The organism is Thermobaculum sp. T2p (assembly GCF_059335935.1).
The window spans coordinates 34,248-52,551 of sequence record NZ_JANZYQ010000007.1 but is presented as its reverse complement, the minus strand read 5'-3'; the positions used below and the strand labels follow the sequence as shown (position 1 = coordinate 52,551).

At 58.2% G+C, this 18,304-nt stretch carries 8 protein-coding genes; 7 read left to right on the top strand and 1 reads right to left on the bottom strand.

The window, feature by feature from the left end:
* Positions 1 to 12 precede the first annotated feature (12 nt).
* Both N2245_RS03555 and drmB read left to right on the top strand, forming a co-directional pair.
* The gene (locus N2245_RS03555; RefSeq protein ID WP_494535356.1) at positions 13 to 3,594 is read left to right on the top strand and encodes a helicase-related protein; all 3,582 of its coding nucleotides are present in this window, start codon (positions 13 to 15) and stop codon (positions 3,592 to 3,594) included.
* Entirely contained in the window at positions 3,594 to 5,468 is a 1,875-nt protein-coding gene (gene drmB / locus N2245_RS03550) for a DrmB family protein (protein ID WP_494535355.1), read from the top strand. Before N2245_RS03555 ends, drmB begins: the two co-directional genes overlap by 1 nt.
* Before the next feature lie 145 nt (positions 5,469 to 5,613).
* Here drmB and N2245_RS03545 read toward each other — a convergent pair whose 3' ends face one another.
* Positions 5,614 to 5,922, bottom strand: coding sequence for a hypothetical protein (locus N2245_RS03545; RefSeq protein ID WP_494535354.1), 309 nt, complete (start codon positions 5,920 to 5,922; stop codon positions 5,614 to 5,616).
* A gap of 877 nt (positions 5,923 to 6,799) precedes the next feature.
* Between N2245_RS03545 and N2245_RS03540 the strand changes: the two genes are divergently transcribed.
* The 5 genes from N2245_RS03540 to N2245_RS03520 all read left to right on the top strand — a co-directional run bounded on the left by N2245_RS03540 (position 6,800) and on the right by N2245_RS03520 (position 18,303).
* Complete coding sequence (locus tag N2245_RS03540) at positions 6,800 to 7,615, top strand: type I restriction-modification system subunit M N-terminal domain-containing protein (protein WP_494535353.1); 816 nt, start codon at positions 6,800 to 6,802, stop codon at positions 7,613 to 7,615.
* Positions 7,616 to 7,690: 75 nt separating this feature from the next.
* Entirely contained in the window at positions 7,691 to 11,263 is a 3,573-nt protein-coding gene (locus N2245_RS03535) for a DUF8742 domain-containing protein (RefSeq protein ID WP_494535352.1), read from the top strand.
* Positions 11,260 to 14,808 (top strand): DUF1156 domain-containing protein, encoded by a 3,549-nt coding sequence (locus N2245_RS03530; protein WP_494535351.1) that lies wholly within the window; start codon positions 11,260 to 11,262, stop codon positions 14,806 to 14,808. Before N2245_RS03535 ends, N2245_RS03530 begins: the two co-directional genes overlap by 4 nt.
* Positions 14,805 to 16,355, top strand: a complete 1,551-nt coding sequence (locus tag N2245_RS03525; RefSeq protein ID WP_494535350.1) for a Cas10/Cmr2 second palm domain-containing protein — start codon at positions 14,805 to 14,807, stop codon at positions 16,353 to 16,355. Before N2245_RS03530 ends, N2245_RS03525 begins: the two co-directional genes overlap by 4 nt.
* A complete protein-coding gene (locus N2245_RS03520; protein ID WP_494535349.1) occupies positions 16,348 to 18,303 on the top strand; it encodes an RAMP superfamily CRISPR-associated protein in 1,956 nt (651 codons plus the stop codon). Before N2245_RS03525 ends, N2245_RS03520 begins: the two co-directional genes overlap by 8 nt.
* Position 18,304 lies beyond the last annotated feature (1 nt).

Here is an 18,304-nt window from a genome sequence, read left to right as displayed (position 1 = left end):
CGGGAGGGAGTAATGGAAACATATCAACTGTGTGATCGCACATCCAAACAGCAGATGACCGGCAGGGAAGCTAGAGACCAGGTGTACGAGTTCCTTCGCAGGGAGCTGATGGGACCAGCTCCTTATGGGGATCCCCTGGACATTAACCAGCCGATCTCCTTTCAGTCTTGGGATGAAGCTGCCGGCCCTTGGCTACAGCAGGACACCGGCGAGGAGATCCTGTGGCGTGACCCACCGCTGGTACGCTACAGCGTAGGGGTGCTGTTCCCAAAGGGCATGCTCCGGGACGAGGTAGAGCAGCAGCTGGAAGAGACCGTAGAAGAGGCTATAGAAGAGCTCACTACACCGGAAGAATCCTTCGCGCAGCAAAATGGCAAATCGCAAAATGGTAAATCGAAGGAAGATGTCGATAAAGATGTCTATCAAGTGGCACATGATCCGTTAGAGGAGGAAGAGGGAGGCGAGATATCCCCCTCGAGGGGAAGACACCCCTCGAGCATGGGCATCAGCTTCCTGGCGAGACTCCGCCATGGCTCCCACTTAGTAGTCACTGTTACCGGGGCGCAGTACTCCTTCAAGGAAGTTCAAGTGAACGGCGAACAACGTCCCATGTACCTCAGGCGACCAGTCAAGCTGGTGGCCGAGGCGGGACATGAGGACGTAGCTCAAAGAGGTATCCACAAATTACGACCGACCACAAACGAGACCCATGGACTCAAGCTCGAGACGTTCGTTACCTCACGCCCTATGGGAGACAACCAGTACCTACTGACCGTATCATTAGTCAATAACACCCCCTACAAAAGCTCCTCCAAGGACGAAGATGGGCGCTTCAAGTCCGAGAGGTGTCTCTTCCAGTCACGTTTAGAGGTCGAGGTACAGGGGGATGGTGACTCAGGCATATTGCCCTACCCTTCCAAAAAACTGCAATCGATGGTCGATGATGAAGAGGAGTCCATTAGGCTGCTGTACCGCAAGCATCAGGTCTTCGGCGTGGGGCACGGCTGCGCTGCCGACTGGGAGATAGAAAGCTCAGGTGAGCGAGCGCGCAAGGTCATAGCCGAGTGCATGCCCAAGGTGGAGGTGCCGAGCGTCACTCCCGACATCCGGCTGGCAGATGGTTCGCTGCTGGAGATACCCATGACTTCGCTAGCGGGATTGGTGCCAGGCGACGACGGCCTGCGCTCACTGGAGAAGATGCTCGACCTCTACGCTAGATGGATCGCAGACCGCAAGCGGGAGATCGAGACGCTGGCTGCCGAATATCAGCAGGCAGCTCGCAGGCACATGGAGGAATGTGAGCGCTGCCTGGCACGCATGCGGGAGGGTCTGCATTACCTGCGGGAGAACAGCATGGCCAGAAGAGCCTTCCAGCTTGCAAACCACGCCATACTCCTCCAGCAGATAACGTCCCGCAGGCCGACGCGCACAGCCAAGATCACCGAGGATAATCGCCTGCAGTTCGAGGGTGAGTACACCCCTCCGGATCCTGCATCGCCACCGGAGGGTATAGGAAGGTGGCGACCCTTCCAGATAGCATTCATCCTGATGACGCTGCGCTCTATCGCCGAGGGGAACCATCCTGATCGCGAGACGGTGGAGCTGATATGGTTTCCCACCGGTGGCGGCAAGACCGAGGCCTACCTTGGGCTGACGGCGTTCTCGCTCTTCCTGCGCCGGCTAAGGGACCCGGAGGACCATGGAGTCCACGTGATCATGAGGTACACCCTGAGGCTGCTCACCACCCAGCAGTTCCAGCGTGCCTCGAGCCTCATCCTCGCCATGGAGAAGATCCGCAGGGAGAACTCCGGAGAGCTGGGGCAAGCACCCTTCTCCATAGGCATCTGGCTGGGCCAGAGCACAACGCCCAACACCCGTGAGGAAGCCGTCAATAGCTTAAATAAACTGCAAGATAAAAACACCGAGAACCCCTTCCTCCTACAGAAGTGCCCCTGGTGCGGCGCACAGATGGGGCCCATAGATCAGGGCAACTCCAGCAAGAAGAGAGAGAAGAACACCAGGCGCGTACCGGGCTACGAGAGGCGGGGCAATACCGTAGCCTTCCTTTGTCCAGATAACAGATGCGAGTTCTCGAATAGACTACCCATCTACGTCATCGACGAGGACATCTACGAGTACCGCCCGTCACTGGTGATAGGCACGGTCGACAAGTTCGCTATGCTGGCTTGGCGCCCAGAAGCCAGGGCCCTATTTGGGTTGGACGAGCAAGGTCAGAGGATCCTGTCTCCACCAGGACTTATCATCCAGGACGAGCTCCACCTCATATCCGGTCCCCTTGGGTCCATGGTAGGACTCTTCGAGGCCGTAATAGAAGACCTCTGCACCGACAGGCGCGGCGCTCAGCCCATCAAGCCCAAGATCATAAGCTCCACCGCGACCATACGTCGCCACAAGGAACAGATCAAAGCGTTGTACAACCGTGATCAGGTGACCCTGTTTCCGTCACCTGGGCTGGAAGTGAACGAGTCCTTCTTCAGCAGCATCGATAGACTGGATGACGGCAGCCTTGCACCCGGCAGGATGTACGTGGGGGTGTTCTCTCCAGGTACCAGGACCTTGGTCACCACCAGCGTGCGGGCATTTGGCTCGCTGCTGCAGGCAAGTTACGAACTGCCTGAAGACAAGCGCGACCCATGGTGGACCCTGATGATCTTCTACAGCAGCTTAAGGGAGCTGGGAACCGGTCTGTCCCTGTTCGATTTCAGAATTGGAGAGTACATCAGGGCGATGAACATGCGCCGCGGCCGGAAAAAGAGCACACGGTTCATCTACCGCAATAGAGTCATCGAGCTCACCAGCCGCATCCGCAACGACCAGGTCCCTCAAGCGCTCGAGGAGCTGGCCAGAAGCTACAGTCCTGCGGACATGAAGAGCGACAGGAATCGTGCCCTGGATGTCTGCCTGGCGTCGAGCATAATCGAGGTAGGGATCGACATAGAGCGGCTGTCGCTCATGGCTGTGGTCTGCCAACCTAAGGCCACAGCCCAGTACATTCAAGTGACCGGACGTGTGGGTCGCCGCTGGCGAGACCAACCAGGACTGGTCGTGATCTTGTACAATCCGGCACGTCCCCGGGATCGCTCGCACTTCGAGCACTTCCGTTCCTACCACGAGCGCCTATACGCTCAGATAGAGCCGATGACGCTCACGCCGTTCTCCCAACCTGCGATGGAGAGGTCGCTTCACGCCGCACTCGTGGCCTATGTGCGGCAGTACAGCAGGATCGACCAACCTCCTTCGCCTTTGCCGGAGGACCTCCTCGCCAGCTTCCAGTCCTTGATGCGAGAGAGGGTCAAGGCTGTAGACCCAGATGAGTTGCCAGCCATGGAGAAGATCCTGGAGAGGTGCCGCACGCAGTGGAGGGTCTGGGAGCCCGAGCGCTGGGAAGTAAAGCAGGGCGATCAGGGACTCATGTATCGTGCTGGAGAGTACATCGATCCCGAGATAAAAAGCATCTCCTGGGAGGTACAGCAGTCTATGCGCAGCGTCGATGCTGAATGTCAACTGAAGATCACGTATGCCTACATGAAGGACCACGAGTCCGAACTGCAGAACGTTTCGGAGGACAGCTAGTGAACCAAATACCTATACGACGATCCCAACTCATCAAGACTTCCGGCGTGGGCAGCATGGTCACGGGCACGGACGGCACATCCCTGCTGGTTGCCGGCCTGGACCACTGGTACGAAAGTCAATACGGTCAGCCCAACCCACAGGAATTCGAAGTCAGGGAATGGAGGCTGGAACGCATGCTAGGGGTCAGCCACTTCCGCCTGCCTCCAGACTTTCGAGAGAGCGGAGATAACAATCGCTACATCAGCATACCGGCGCTGCGCTTCCCAAGGTGGCATAGATGCCTCTTATGCAACAAGCTGGTCAAGCGCAAACTAACCGACTCTTCACAGGGCAAAAGCCTCAAATGCCCGAAGAACAGTGGCCGCCCATGCCGGCTTTACCAGGTGCCAATGGTCGCTGTGTGCTCCAATGGGCACCTGGAGGACTTCCCTTTCATGGAGTGGGTGCACAGAGACATGCACCCCAAATGCCCTGAAGATCTGGAGATGTGCGCTACGGGCAAGGGGTTCTCTCTAAGCTCTATAGAGATCAAATGCAAGAAGTGTGGCAAGGAACGTACCCTATATGGCTTGGTGGAATCGGACATCTACCATGCTATAAAGATCTCGGACGATGAATACTACGTGTGTCAGGGGCACAAGCCGTGGCTGGGGGATGAAGCCCCTACCAGCAAGTGTGAGAACCCCATGTTTCTATCCATGCGCACCGCCACCAACGTCTACTTTCCTAACACCATCGCCTCACTCTTCATCCCCGAGGACCTCAACACGGACTATCTCCGACATATACTTGAGTCTACTCAATACTTAAAAATTATAGAGACCCTGCTACGTACCGGGGTAAAGCCTACTGCGCAGGTGCTAAGAGATAACCAGCAAACCGATCCCCTCAAACCATACACGGACGAAGAGATAGACACAGCCCTGCAACAGGTCATTGAAGATATACTCTCAAAACCATCAATGGAAAAACCCAAGCTCGAAGGAGAGCAACTTCTGCTGGATGCAGAGTACAGTGTTCTCAGCGAAGCCAAGAGCAGAAAAACCTCCTCAAAGAGCCAGGATCTGATCACCGAAAGGATGGATCTAGACACCTACGACGCTAAGGTCGCGGAGTACCTCGAAAGCGTGGTATTGGTCAAGAAGCTACGTGTCACCAGAGTGTTCATAGGCTTCAGCCGTTATCAGTACTCGGAGGCCCCACTCGACCCAACCATGCTCTGGCGCAACCCTCCCGATCGGGAGAATATGTGGCTGCCAGCCGACGTCACGTACGGCGAGGGCATATTCCTTGCGCTCAACAGCGACAAGCTGCAACAGTGGGAGTCGATAGAGGCTATCAAGCAGAGGGTAAAACTGATCAAGAGTAACATCCCCGAAAGCTCAAACATATACCATCTCAGACGACTTGCCTATCCTAGGCACGTGCTCCTGCACACCTTGGCCCATCTGCTCATGCGCCGCCTGGCATTCGAATCTGGCTACAGCCTCGCATCCCTGCACGAGAGGATATACAGCAGGGGTAACATGGCCGGCATACTCATATATACTTCTGAGGGGGATGTAAAGGGAACGTTGGGAGGATTGGTGCGCATGGGACTCCCCCGGAAGCTAGAAGGAGTCTTCTTGCGCGCGCTGGATGAGGCCACATGGTGCTCATCAGACCCTGTGTGCATGGAGTCCGTAGGCAACGACAGTTCAGGACTAACAAGCTTCAACCTGGCAGCCTGCCATGCATGTGCGCTGTTGCCAGAAACATCTTGTGAGCACATGAATCACCTGCTGGATCGAGCCCTGGTGGTCGGTACCCCTAGGGACCCAGACCTCGGCTTCTTCAAGGACCTGGTAAGCGTTGCAGCAGCCGTTCCCTAGGATACGAGGCAGCCCATGAAAGTTGGGGCTGCCTTTCCCCAACTCCTGCCATGCAAACTGCAGAAGCGATATTTGTATGCAGGTATTGCATAAAGGGAAAGCCTCCAACTTCTGTCACACAAACTGCAGAATGAAATGATAAGACCTACATGAAAGGTATATCCCAAAAGGATGGGATCACTCCTAAATCACACAGCACATCCTGCACGTACTCCCAGAAGTCGCTGGTATCGACGAAATCAAATCCCTGGGTCTCTATATCTACCTGCTGGAGCACGCTGTAACTGCGATCGACGTTCACCCTGACGAGTATGTTGTAGTCTTTGAGGTAATCTAGCACCATATGCTGGAGCATCAGTAGCTGGAAGTCATCGATAACTCCTCCCACAACGGTAAGCGTCAAGATACCCTGAGGCTCATACATTATCACCAGGTCGTCCTCATGCCTCCACATAACGTACCTCCTCCAATAAAACCTGGACAGAACCAAACACTGGCCTAATTACCAATGTTTCCCACCCATGTGACAGCTATTATGTCAATGCACCCAAAATAGATCGACGTTTCGTACAAAACACAAAAGTATATGTACGGATCATATAAGTGCTGGAAGCTCCCAGCGCCAGATCTCGCCGCGGCGGGCAGTACCCAGCTGCCCCTCGCCCCCTCATAGGAGATCAGCTGTGAAGAACGCTCTAGCTAGAATCCGCTCTAACTCTGGCCTCACGTATTTTTCAAGAAATACGTCTTGCAAAGATAGTTCGTCACTAACTAATTGTTTTTGATACCACTTTGTTAGTATCCACTTAGTTAAGGTTTAAGCTATACTTGTGTTGACGTAGAACAAAAACGTCAAATGGTCGTGGTGGTTGAGGAATACTATAGACATCTACTTCTCCTATTTGTTGGCAACAAAGCTCGACGAGGTTAATTTCGCCGATCTGATTGGCAAAAGAGAGGGATTAACCTAAGACATAGAAAGTTGACCCATAAGACCCTGGATGGCTTCAACTCCAAATATAAACATTTCCAGAAAGTGATGAATAATTATCCATCTTTTAGAATATTCCCTATCTACTTAGGACACGTAGCCAGCGCCAAGGTTATTGGTGTAGTTTCTAGTTTTCAAAGTAGATCTAAGTGGCAATCAGTTATAAGCAAATACGGGCAACCTTTCCTGCAAAGATTGACCACAACGTGTAAAGACTTACCCTCCATAAACCCCACCCAAGCCACTTTGTGCTTTGCAATCAGTATTCTAAGTTATGGTGGTCGCCAGACTACCTATTTGGGGCCACCACGCTTGGAAAGACGAGAGTAGCGAGTTAGGAATGGCGAAACGGGAAGACGGCAACAGAACATTAGTGAGGAATACTGACACTAACCTCGGCTTCAAAGCCCAGGTCTGGCAGGCAGTCGATGACCGGCGTAGCAGTACGGATGCTGCTGAGTACAAACACGCCGTCCTCAGGTCAATATTCCCCAAATACACCTCTGAAGCCTTCGAGGAGCACCATGCCAAACTCGAATCTGAGAGCGGCCTGGGTGCCGATCCAGAAGATCCAGATGAATACCACGCGACTGACATCTTTTGGATACCACTCGAGACCTGCTGGGCGTACCTCAAGGCACAGGCCAAGCGGCCCACCATAGGCCAGATTGTGGAAGAAGCCATAACTGCCCTTAAGCGCGACAACCCCACCCTGGGCAGCGCGCTCCTCAGGGACTACACACGACCAGAGATGGACAAAATGCGTTTAGGTCGGCTCATAGAACTGATCAACAACATCCGAGTGGGCGATGAGGACACCCATACCAAGGATGTTTTGGGGCACGTGTATGAGTGTTTCCTGTCGCAGTTCGTCAGCGCTAAAGGCAATAAGAGTGGCAAGTTCTGCAACCCACGCTGCGTGTTGAAGCCACTTGCGGAGATGCTCGAGTCCTACCGCGGCCTGGTCTATAACCCGTGCTGCTACCCCACTGATATACACGTGCAGTCGTTAGCGTTCATCCTCACTCACGCTAGCAGCAACGGCAATTTTTTCAACCACTTTGAGGACGGGCTCCGGCAGGGCAAAAGCCGACGTCTCGATCTAGGACAGGAGAGCAACCAAACTGCCTGGCGTCTGGTCCAAAGGTGCTGTTAGTTAGTTTCGATGAGGAAGATTGCAGGTACACTACATTCAGATGAAACCTAATGGCAAGGAGAGAGGCTTGACACAATGAAGCTTGAAGATATCCGACCCCATATCTCTGTGCGTGGTATAGTTCCTGACGCTACCGTCACCGTTGTGTCTGTCCAGTGGTTTGGCTCTGACGTTCTCGAACTCACCTACAAGGATCCCGCTGGCCGGGTTGGGCAGATGCTACTCTACCGCAGCGATGAGCCGCGCCTGGAGGTCGTCGAACCAGGCCTCCCATGGAGTTTCGACGGCGACGGAGCCCTCTTTAGGCTGGTCTCGGAAGCCCATCGCATCCGACTGGCCTACCTCTTCGATCCTCTCATCGCCGTGCACACCTCCCTTATCGAACCATTACCCCACCAGATCACAGCTGTCTATGAGAAGATGCTGCCCCGCCAGCCGCTGCGCTTCCTGCTGGCCGACGATCCTGGGGCGGGCAAGACCATAATGGCCGGGCTGCTAATCAAAGAGCTCATCGTGCGCGGGGATGTGCAACGTTGTCTTATAGTCTGCCCTGGCAACTTAGTGGAGCAGTGGCAGGACGAGCTATCCCAGCGCTTCCAGCTCTCTTTCGAGATCATGACCAAAGACAAGCTAGAGGCGACGCACACTGGGAACTGGTTTCTGGAAAACGACCTTGCGATCGTGCGACTCGACAAGGCTGCTCGCGACGAATCCGTCCAGGCTAAAATGGCTGCCCCCGAGTGTCGGTGGGACCTGGTGATCGTGGACGAGGCCCACAAGATGTCCGCCACCTTCTTCGGCGGCGAGATCAAGTACACCAAGAGGTACAAACTGGGGCAGCTCCTCTCCAGCATCACCCGGCACTTCCTGCTTCTCACAGCTACACCGCACAATGGCAAGGAGGAGGACTTCCAGCTCTTTCTAGCGCTCTTGGATAGTGACCGCTTCGAGGGCCGATTCCGCGACGGCGTACACCAAGTAGACGTCTCAGACCTCATGCGCCGGATGGTCAAGGAGAAGCTGGTCCGGTTCGATGGTAGACCGCTCTTCCCCGAGCGCTTCGCCCACACAGTTCCCTACCGCCTGTCGGATCTGGAGGCGCGCCTGTACAAGGAAGTTACGGAGTACGTGCGGGAAGAGTTCAACCGCGCCGAAGAGCTGGACGACGAGAAGCGCAAAGGCACCGTCGGGTTCGCCCTCACAACCCTGCAACGCCGCCTGGCATCAAGTCCGGAGGCCATTTATCAATCTCTGCACAGAAGGCTGGAGAGGCTTGAGAGTCGTCTGCGGGAGGTGGAGCTCTTACAGCGAGTCGGTTCGGTAACAGTGCCCGCATCCCTAGGCCCTACAGTGGAGCCCGAAGAGTTGGAGGAGTTGGAGGAAGCCCCAGAAGCCGAGATCGCTAAGAAGGAAGAAGAGATCCTCGACCAGGCCACTGCAGCCCGCACCATCGAGGAACTGCGGGCGGAGATAAACACTCTGAAGCGGCTGGAAGCCCTCGCCCAACAGGTCCGCACCGGTGGTGAGGACCGCAAATGGCGCGAGCTGGCCAACCTGCTCAGCGAGCTCTTCACTCCGGCCGTCACTCAAAGCCGGCTTGCTGAGCATACAGCAACCTACGGGGAAGATCCTCCCCGGCCGGTGGCCTCGCCGCATCAGAAGCTCGTCATCTTCACAGAGCACCGCGACACCTTGAACTATTTGGTGGAGCGGATCTCCACGCTGTTGGGGCGCCCGCAGGCGGTAGAGTGGATTCACGGTGGCATGGGCCGCGAGGAGCGACGCAAAGCCCAGGAGGCATTCCTGCACGACTCTGATGTGCGTGTACTAGTAGCCACAGACGCCGCTGGTGAAGGCATTAACCTTCAGCGCGCGCATCTGATGATCAACTATGATCTGCCCTGGAATCCTAATCGCATTGAGCAACGCTTCGGCCGCATCCACCGTATCGGCCAAAGCGAACCCTGTCACTTGTGGAACCTGGTAGCCATCGAGACCCGAGAGGGCGACGTCTACCATACCTTGCTCAAGAAGCTCGAAGAGGCTCGCGCCGCCCTCGGCGGCAAGGTCTTCGACGTCCTAGGCAAGCTACAGTTCGAGGGCCGTCCCCTTCGGGACCTGCTTGTTGATGCGATTCGCTACGGCGAGCGGTCCGAGGTCAGGGCGAGACTGAACCAGGCGATCGACCAGGCCCTGGACGTCGAGCACCTGCAGAACCTAGTGGAGGAACGCGCCCTGGCCCAGGAGATCATCGACTCAGAGCGGCTACAGCGCATCCGCGAGGACATGGAACGTGCCGCAGCCCACCGCCTCCAACCGCACTACATCGAATCCTTCTTCCTCGAAGCATTTCAGCGTTTGGGCGGGAAGGTGCACCAGCGCGAAACCCGGCGTTACGAGGTCACCCACGTGCCCGTTACGATCCGTCAGCGGGATCGACTCATTGGAACACGGGATCCCATTCTACGCCACTATGAGCGCATCACTTTCGAGAAGGACCTCATAGCTCCAATGGGCCAGCCCCTGGCAGCTTTCATCTGCCCTGGACACCCACTCTTGGACGCTGTGGTCGACCTTACCCTAGAGTGCCATCGCGACCTACTGCGCCGCGGCGCAATCCTAGTGGACGACCGCGATCCAAGCGACCAGCCCCGAGTTGTAGCCTACCTAGAGCATGCCATCCAGGACGCCAGCACCACCCGCACCGGGGAAAGGCGGGTGATCTCCCGCCGCATGCTATACGTGGAGCTAAACGCCGATGGCCAAGTCCGCGACGCCGCCTATGCACCATACCTAGACTATCGGCCACTGCGAGACGATGAACCCGGCCCGGACGAGATCCTACGCCGACCAGAGTGCCATTGGATCGCGCAAGATCTGGAAGGCAAAGCTGTGGCCTACGCCGTGACGCAGGTGGTGCCGCTCCACTTGGAAGAGGTCCGACGCCGACGTCTGGAGTGGATTCAGAAGACCCGGGCCGCAGTGAAGGACCGCTTGACCAGAGAGATCGCCTACTGGGACCACCGTGCTGAAGAACTTCGCTTGCAGGAGCAAGCAGGCAAGCACAACGCGCGATTGAACTCGCAAGAGGCACGGCGCCGAGCCGACGAGTTGGAAGCCAGGCTCAAGAAGCGGATGCAGGAGCTAGACCTGGAGGCACAGATCTCACCCCTGCCACCTATAGTGATGGGTGGCTTCGTGGTGATCCCGAGGGGGCTGCTTGCCAAGATGCGGGGCGAGGGCATGACGGCAGCCACTTCCGCCGCGGACACTCAAGCCATCGCCGCCCGCGCCCGTGCCATCGTCATGGAAGCCGAACGCCGACTGGGGTACGAACCTGTGGACTGCGAGTTTGGCCACCTCGGCTACGATATCGAAAGCCGTGACCCCCGCACTGGACGGCTGCGCTTCATCGAGGTGAAGGGCAGGGTAGCCGGTGCGGATACCATCACAGTCACCCGCAACGAGATCCTGACCTCCTTGAACAAGCCCGAGGACTATATCCTGGCTATCGTCAAGTTTCTCGACGACGGAGGGCATCGTGTATACTATATCCGCCACCCATTCCATCGAGAGCCAGACTTCGGGGTGACAAGCGTGAATTACGAATTGTCTTCGTTACTTTCGCAAGCTGAGGAAATCTTATGAAACGACGCAAGAAACTCATCGAAGTGGCCCTCCCCCTCGAGGCCATCAACCAGGCCTCGGCCCGCGAGAAGTCCATCCGCCACGGCCACCCCAGCACCCTACACCTGTGGTGGGCGCGCCGCCCGCTGGCGGCAGCCCGCGCGGTGATCTTCGCCCAGATGGTGGACGACCCCGCGAGCGTGCCCGAGGAGTTTCCCACCCCCGAGGCGCAGGAGCACGAGCGCCGGCGGTTGTTTCGGATCCTCGAGCAGCTCGTGCAGTGGGAGAACACCACCAACGAAACCGTCCTGCAGGCCGCCCGCGAGGAGATCTGGAAGAGCTGGCGGCGCGCCTGTCGTGACAACGCAGGTCATCCACGTGCCGCTGAGTTGTTCAACCCGGACAAGCTCCCGGCGTTCCACGACCCCTTCGCCGGCGGCGGCAGCATCCCGCTCGAGGCGCAGCGGCTGGGGTTGGAAGCCTACGCCAGCGACCTGAACCCCGTGGCGGTGCTGATCAACAAGGCGATGATCGAGATACCGCCCCGCTTCGCCGGACAGCCGCCGGTGAACCCCGAGGCGAGGCACGAGCAGCGTCTGCTCGCGCGCGAGTGGCGGGGTGCGCAGGGCCTGGCCGAGGACGTGCGCTACTACGGCCAGTGGATGCGCGATGAAGCCGAGAAGCGCATCGGCCACCTATACCCCAAGATTGAAGTGACGCCGGAGATGGCCGCCGACCGCCCGGACCTCAAACCGCTGGTCGGCCAGAAACTCACGGTGATCGCCTGGCTGTGGGCGCGAACGGTCAAAAGCCCCAACCCGGCCTTCGCCCACGTGGACGTGCCGCTGGCTTCCACGTTCATGCTCTCCACCAAGCCCGGCAAGGAAGCCTACGTCGAGCCGGTGATCGAAAACGGCGGCTACCGCTTCACGGTGAAGGTCGGCAAGCCCAAGGACCCACAGGCGGCGAAGAACGGCACGAAGCTCGCTCGTGGGGCGAACTTCCGCTGCATCATGTCGGGGACACCGATCGCGGGCGACTATATCAAGGCTGAGGGCCGCGCCGGGCGCATGGGCGCGCGGCTGATGGCGATCGTGGCCGAGGGGCCGCGCGGGCGCGTGTATCTGCCGCCCACGCCAGAACACGAAGCGATTGCGCGGGAGGCGAAGCCTAAGTGGAAGCCGGAAAACGAACTCATCGGCAAGTGCCGCGATCAACTTCCGCTTTACGGCATGAACACTTTCGCTGACATCTTCACCCCCCGTCAGCTCGTGGCGCTCACCACCTTCTCTGACCTCGTGGGCGAGGCGATGGAGCGGGTCAAGCACGACTACCTGAGGGCGCGGCTGGGTGCGCTGGGTACGCGGGCCTCTGGCCCGCACAATGCGGACGAGACGTCCCTAAGTGCGCGAGCCTCTGGCTCGCTAGGCTCGCTAACTCCCGACGCCAAGCTACGCGAACGCATCGCGAAATACGAAGACGCTGGCCACGGCGCCTGCTGGCTTCGCGATCCGCGCATCGCAGCGCTGGTCGAAGAAGCGCTGTTGCATTTTGATGGTGAGCACTACCGACTGCTCGAATGGTGCATCATGCCCAACCATGTGCATGTGCTCATCGAGACCGTACCGGGGCATTCGCTCTCCGACATTGTCCGATCGTGGAAGACCTACACCGCACGCGAGGCCAATCGCATACTCGGCTGGGAGGGTCCGTTCTGGATGCCCGATTACTTCGATCGCTTCGTGCGCGATGAGTGCCATCTCGAGGCCGTGCGCGCGTATATTCGGGAGAATCCGGTCAAGGCGGGGTTGTGTGCAGACGCCGGAGAGTGGCGGTGGAGCAGTGCGTGGAAGGGAGAGCGGGGAGAGGAGCGGGCCGGAGGCCCGCGCACCCAGGAGGAAGAAGAGCGCGCCAAAAGCCCGCACACCCAGGAGGTGCGCACCCAGGACGCCCCCCTCCGCGACGGCGGCACCGGGGCCACCGCCTACGCCGAGGCCGTGGGGGTGTATTTGGCGTTTGCAATAAACAAGCTTGCAGACAGAGGCTCAACGATTTGTGGCTGGGATTCCTCTAGGGATAGCCTGAGAAACACTTTTGGGCGACAAGCCATACCGATGGTATGGGACTATGCGGAAGCAAATCCTTTTTCCAAGTCTTCCGGAAGCTACGACAACGCGGTTGATCAATCCGCAAAAATAATTGCCGAATACTTGCCTGCTATGGTAGGCGGCACTTCATCTCAAGCTGATGCAGCGCTTCAATCAGTATCTGCTGGGAAAGTTATCTCCACCGACCCGCCCTACTACGACAACATCGGCTACGCCGACCTCTCGGACTTCTTCTACGTCTGGCTGCGCCGCTCGCTCCGGCCCGTCTTTCCGGACCTGTTCGCCACGCTGGCCGTGCCCAAGGCCGAGGAGCTGGTCGCCACGCCCTACCGCCACGGTAGCAAGGAAAAGGCCGAGCAGTTCTTCCTCGACGGCATGACGCGGGCGATGCACCGCCTGGCCGAGCAGGCGCACCCGGCCTTTCCGGTCACCATCTACTACGCCTTCAAGCAGCAAGAAACCCTGGGTACGCGGTCGGGTGTGCGGCTGGGTGCGCGGGCCTCCGGTCCGCATGAACAAGTTGCAGACGAGACGTCCGCGCACCCAGGGACGACCTCCACCGGCTGGGAGACCTTCCTCGACGCCGTGATCCGCGCTGGCTTCGCCATCAGCGGTACCTGGCCGATGCGGACCGAAATGAAGGCCCGCCAGATTGCGATGGGCACCAACGCCCTGGCCTCGAGCATAGTCCTGGTCTGCCGCCCGCGTCCGGCGGATGCGCCCACCGCCACCCGTCGCGAGTTCGTGCAGGCCCTCAAGGCCGAGCTGCCCGCCGCACTCGCCGAGCTGCAGAAGGCCAACATCGCGCCAGTAGATCTAGCGCAGGCAGCCATCGGGCCGGGCATGGCAGTCTACACCCGCTACGCCAAGGTGCTCGACGCCGAGGGGCGGCCTGTCTCGGTACGCGAGGCGCTCGCGCTCATCAACAGGACCCTCGACGAGGCGCTGGCCGAGCAGGAGGGCGACTTCGACGCCGACACGCGCTGGGCGCTGGCGTGGTTCGAGCAACACGGCTTTAGCGAGGGCGAGTTCGGGGTGGCTGAGACGCTCTCCAAAGCTAAAAACACCAGCGTGCAGGGGATGGTCGAGGCAGGTATCCTCGAGTCCCGGCGTGGTAAGGTACGCTTGCTTACGCCCGGCGAACTCCCGGCGAATTGGGACCCCGAGCGCGATGCGCGACCCACAGTCTGGGAGGCGGTGCATCACCTCGTGCGCGCACTGGAAACCGGCGGTGAAAGTGCGGCGGCGGATCTTGTGGCCAAGCTCGGCAGCCACGCCGAGATCGCACGCGAGCTGGCCTACCGGCTCTACACCATCTGCGATCGCAAAAATCGTGCTGCCGAGGCCCTTTCGTACAATGCCCTGGTGCAGAGCTGGCCGGAGATTGTGCGGCTGGCACGGGAGAACGATATGCCACACGCCGCACAGACGACATTGTTTAGAGGAGATGAAGTATGACAGCCGATGTTTCTCACTCGAATCAAGAGTTAGAGGCAGCCCAACGTGTGCATATCGAGCTACGGCGCGTGCAAACGTGGCTCTTTGCAGTTCCTCGGCTCCGTGCGATGGTCGGTGCGAACACAATGCTCGGCGAGATGCTTCGCATGAAACTGCCAGAACTGGCACGTGGCGGAGAGGATAAGTGGCAATTGAAGCCGCTTACAGGTTCATATCCCGCGGCCGACACTGCTGACCCCCTGCAGCAACACGACGATCCGAGTGCCGACGCGAGATATGGCATCCTCTCGCGCGACGGTGGGCACTTCGAGGCACAATTCGAGCACGGTGCCGACGAGTTTGCTCGTGCTGCCGCAGAACTTTTGCGCCGTAAACTACCGGGTTTGCGTTTTCACATCTGGATTGATGACAAGGAATGGTCGCAAAGCCGTGCGTATCTTTCCAACGAGCTGCCGATCCTGGCACCATGCGAATGGACGGGGCGCGGCTTAGCATCGGTGGTCATCTCGCAAGGGAACGAGCAGGCTGGAGTATCGCTCAACGTTGCTCGACGACATGAGGCAGCAAAACGTGCAGAAAATCGCCAGGCGAACGATCTTGCGAGCCTGCTTGAAGCAAAGACGGCTCTGGCCAAACTGCAAAGGCCACAGGACTTGGACGATCTGGCCGGTTCCGGCTACCTTGCGCTTATTTACGCAGATGGCAACGGAGTAGGAAGTAGTGCGGGCACAACCGACGAAGAGCGAGCACGCTTCTTTCATCGCAATCGCGTGCTGCTGCGGCGAGCGCTGAAAAAGGCTATCGAAGATGTATGCAAAGACGCGACCGGCATGGCGCCGCTGGTCCTCCTTATGCTTGGCGGCGATGACCTGCTTGTCATGTGTCGTGCCGAAAAAGCATTGCCGTTTGTCGTCTCGCTGTGTGGGGAGCTGGAGAGGATTCAAAGAGAGGGCAACAGTGGCTTCGAGCTGACGCTTGGCGTGGGTGTTGTCATCGCGAACCCAACTGTCCCTATTTACCGTCTGCATAACATCGTTGAGCAGCTGGCCAACTCCGCCAAACGCCGCTTCCGTGGCCTTAAAGAAAACGGTGAGAAGGCGCAATCGGTGGTAGATTGGGCAGTGTACACCACGTATTGGGTTGATAACCCTGAGGAAATTCGGCGCCGCAACTGGGTTTGTGGCATAGGGGATGACCAGCGCGTATTGTCGCAGCGTCCAGTTGATGTGCTTGGTGATGGACTACACACTCTCCAGGGTCTCCTCAGGGGCGTGGAGAAGCTCCAAAATGCACCGCGTTCGCAGCTCCGTTATCTCGTAGAGCAGCTCCCGCGCGGGCGGGCCCTCGCAGAGCTTGCCTTCGCGGAGCTGTCAAAAGAAGCATGCGAGAAGCTGAGTCAGGCAGGCGTTAAGGAGGTGTGGCAGCGTTCACTAAACGGAGGACCCTGGATTACACCGCTGCTCGATCTCGTGGAGATCATGGAAATCGAGCGACTCGGAAGTCGCAACGAGACGTCACAGACTATGCAGGAGGTTGCCGATGGATGAAAAGTGGGTTCGCTGTAAGATCACGGCTGAGTTGCTCGCAGACGCGCATTTCGGCAGCGGTTCGGGTAGAAGTGGTATCGATGCGCTCGTCGCTCGCGACCGGCACGGCCGGCCGGTCATCTGGGCTTCGCATATTGAGGGCGTGTTGCGCGACGCAGCGCGCAGGCTACGCGGCGATCAAACTGCGGATGACTTTTTTGGACGAGCAGGAGGCCAACGGCAACGGGCGATCTTTACATCGTTATACACTGCGGACACTCCCGAGAGTCATATCTGGCGTTCTGCTGCGCGGCAGTCCTTCGACAACCGAGCGCCGAAGGATGACTCGTTGCGCACCGTGGAGTTTGTCCCCAAGGGGACTAGATTCGAGGGATGCGTCGAGCTGCCAGAGAAGGACTTGTCGTTTTTGGAGCGTCTGTTTAAGGAAGTGGATGCACTCGGCAGCGGACGCGCTTCGGGTGCCGGCCGGTTAAAGCTTTCACTCGAGAATCTCCCGTTATCGGAGCGGACTGTCGCTGCGCCAACCGAACACCTGCGACTTCTGCTCAGGAACATAGACCCCTTGTGTATCACCGCCACAGCCACACCTGACAACCTAATCCCAAGTCTCGCGTTCGTACCCGGGCGGGCGTTGCTGGGCGCGTTGGCTAGTTGGCTAATAGAAGACGGCAAGACTACAATTGCTTTGTTACTGACAGCCGGGCACATCTCGGTGAGCGACGCACTACCAGTACCGCAAGCACCGGAAAATCTCGCCTCAGTCGAAGTACTACCGGTGCCGCTTTCGTTGCAGAGCGAGAAGCCCAAAGGTTCCGCTGGACCTGTCCCCTGGTGGGCCCAGCCAAAAGCTGCGGTGAAGAGGATTGACGCGTGGACAACAACCGAGAATCTGAAACGCCCGGAAGATGACCTCTTTGTCTATCGGGAACACGCAAGAGCGGACTGGATAGCGTTCCGTCCAGCGCTGCGTGTGCGGCTGCGCAACGGGCGACCTGATCCAAGGCAGCCAGAGCCTTCGCTTTTTGCAGTCGAGGAGATCGCCGAAGACACGTACTTCGTGGCGGAACTTCGGGGTGATCTCGAGGGAATGAGCCAGCTAGCGCAAGGCCTCGAACCGGTTCTCGAAGGCCATCGCTGGCTGCGCGTTGGCCGATCTGGAGCACCAGTGGAAGTCGTGGATATTGCCTGGATGATGGATACGACGCAAGCACGCTCGACGTCAGATCCGGCGATTTCCGAAAAGACCTTCCGGCTCACGCTGACTTCGGATCTACTCGTACGCGACGAATTTCTGCGCTGGCGCACGTCGCTGGATGAAGAAGCGCTTCAGGAGTTGCTTGGGACAAATAACATTCATCTCAAAAGGTCAACCCAAGATTGGGTGATGGTCCACGGATTCAACGGCACCTCGCGCCTGTGGCGAATGCCGGCTGCAGCTATTCGGCGAGGCTCTGTATTCGAGGTTTCAGGACAGGGAGTAGCGGCGCTCGCATCTCGAGTGGTGCAGGGCCGGTGGTTGGGTGAACGCACGCACGAGGGGTTCGGGCGTTTTCGTCTCGACGAAGCGCTTCCGGGGGTTACGAACGGCATGGTCGCCAATGGTAAGGCCGATTCGACCGAAGATGTTACAGACGAGGCCATTGCGGCTGAGACGCACAATTGGTTCAAGGATCATAAAGAGCTTGCCACGCCTGCAAGCGGCAAGGATCGCAAACCTAGTCTATCCCAATGGTTCGACCTTGTTACCGAACTCGAACGCGGTGATGCGAATGCCATCCCCGATCGCCTCAATCCAACGACGGCGGGCGCGCAAAGTTGGAAACATCCTAAAGCAAAGGCGATCTTGGAGAAGCTCCAAACGATTCCGAATCTCGAGATGCAGGCACGTCACGCACGTTTCTTCGTACGTTGGCTGCGCGCGGAGATGCGTAAACGGGAGGAGGTATAAG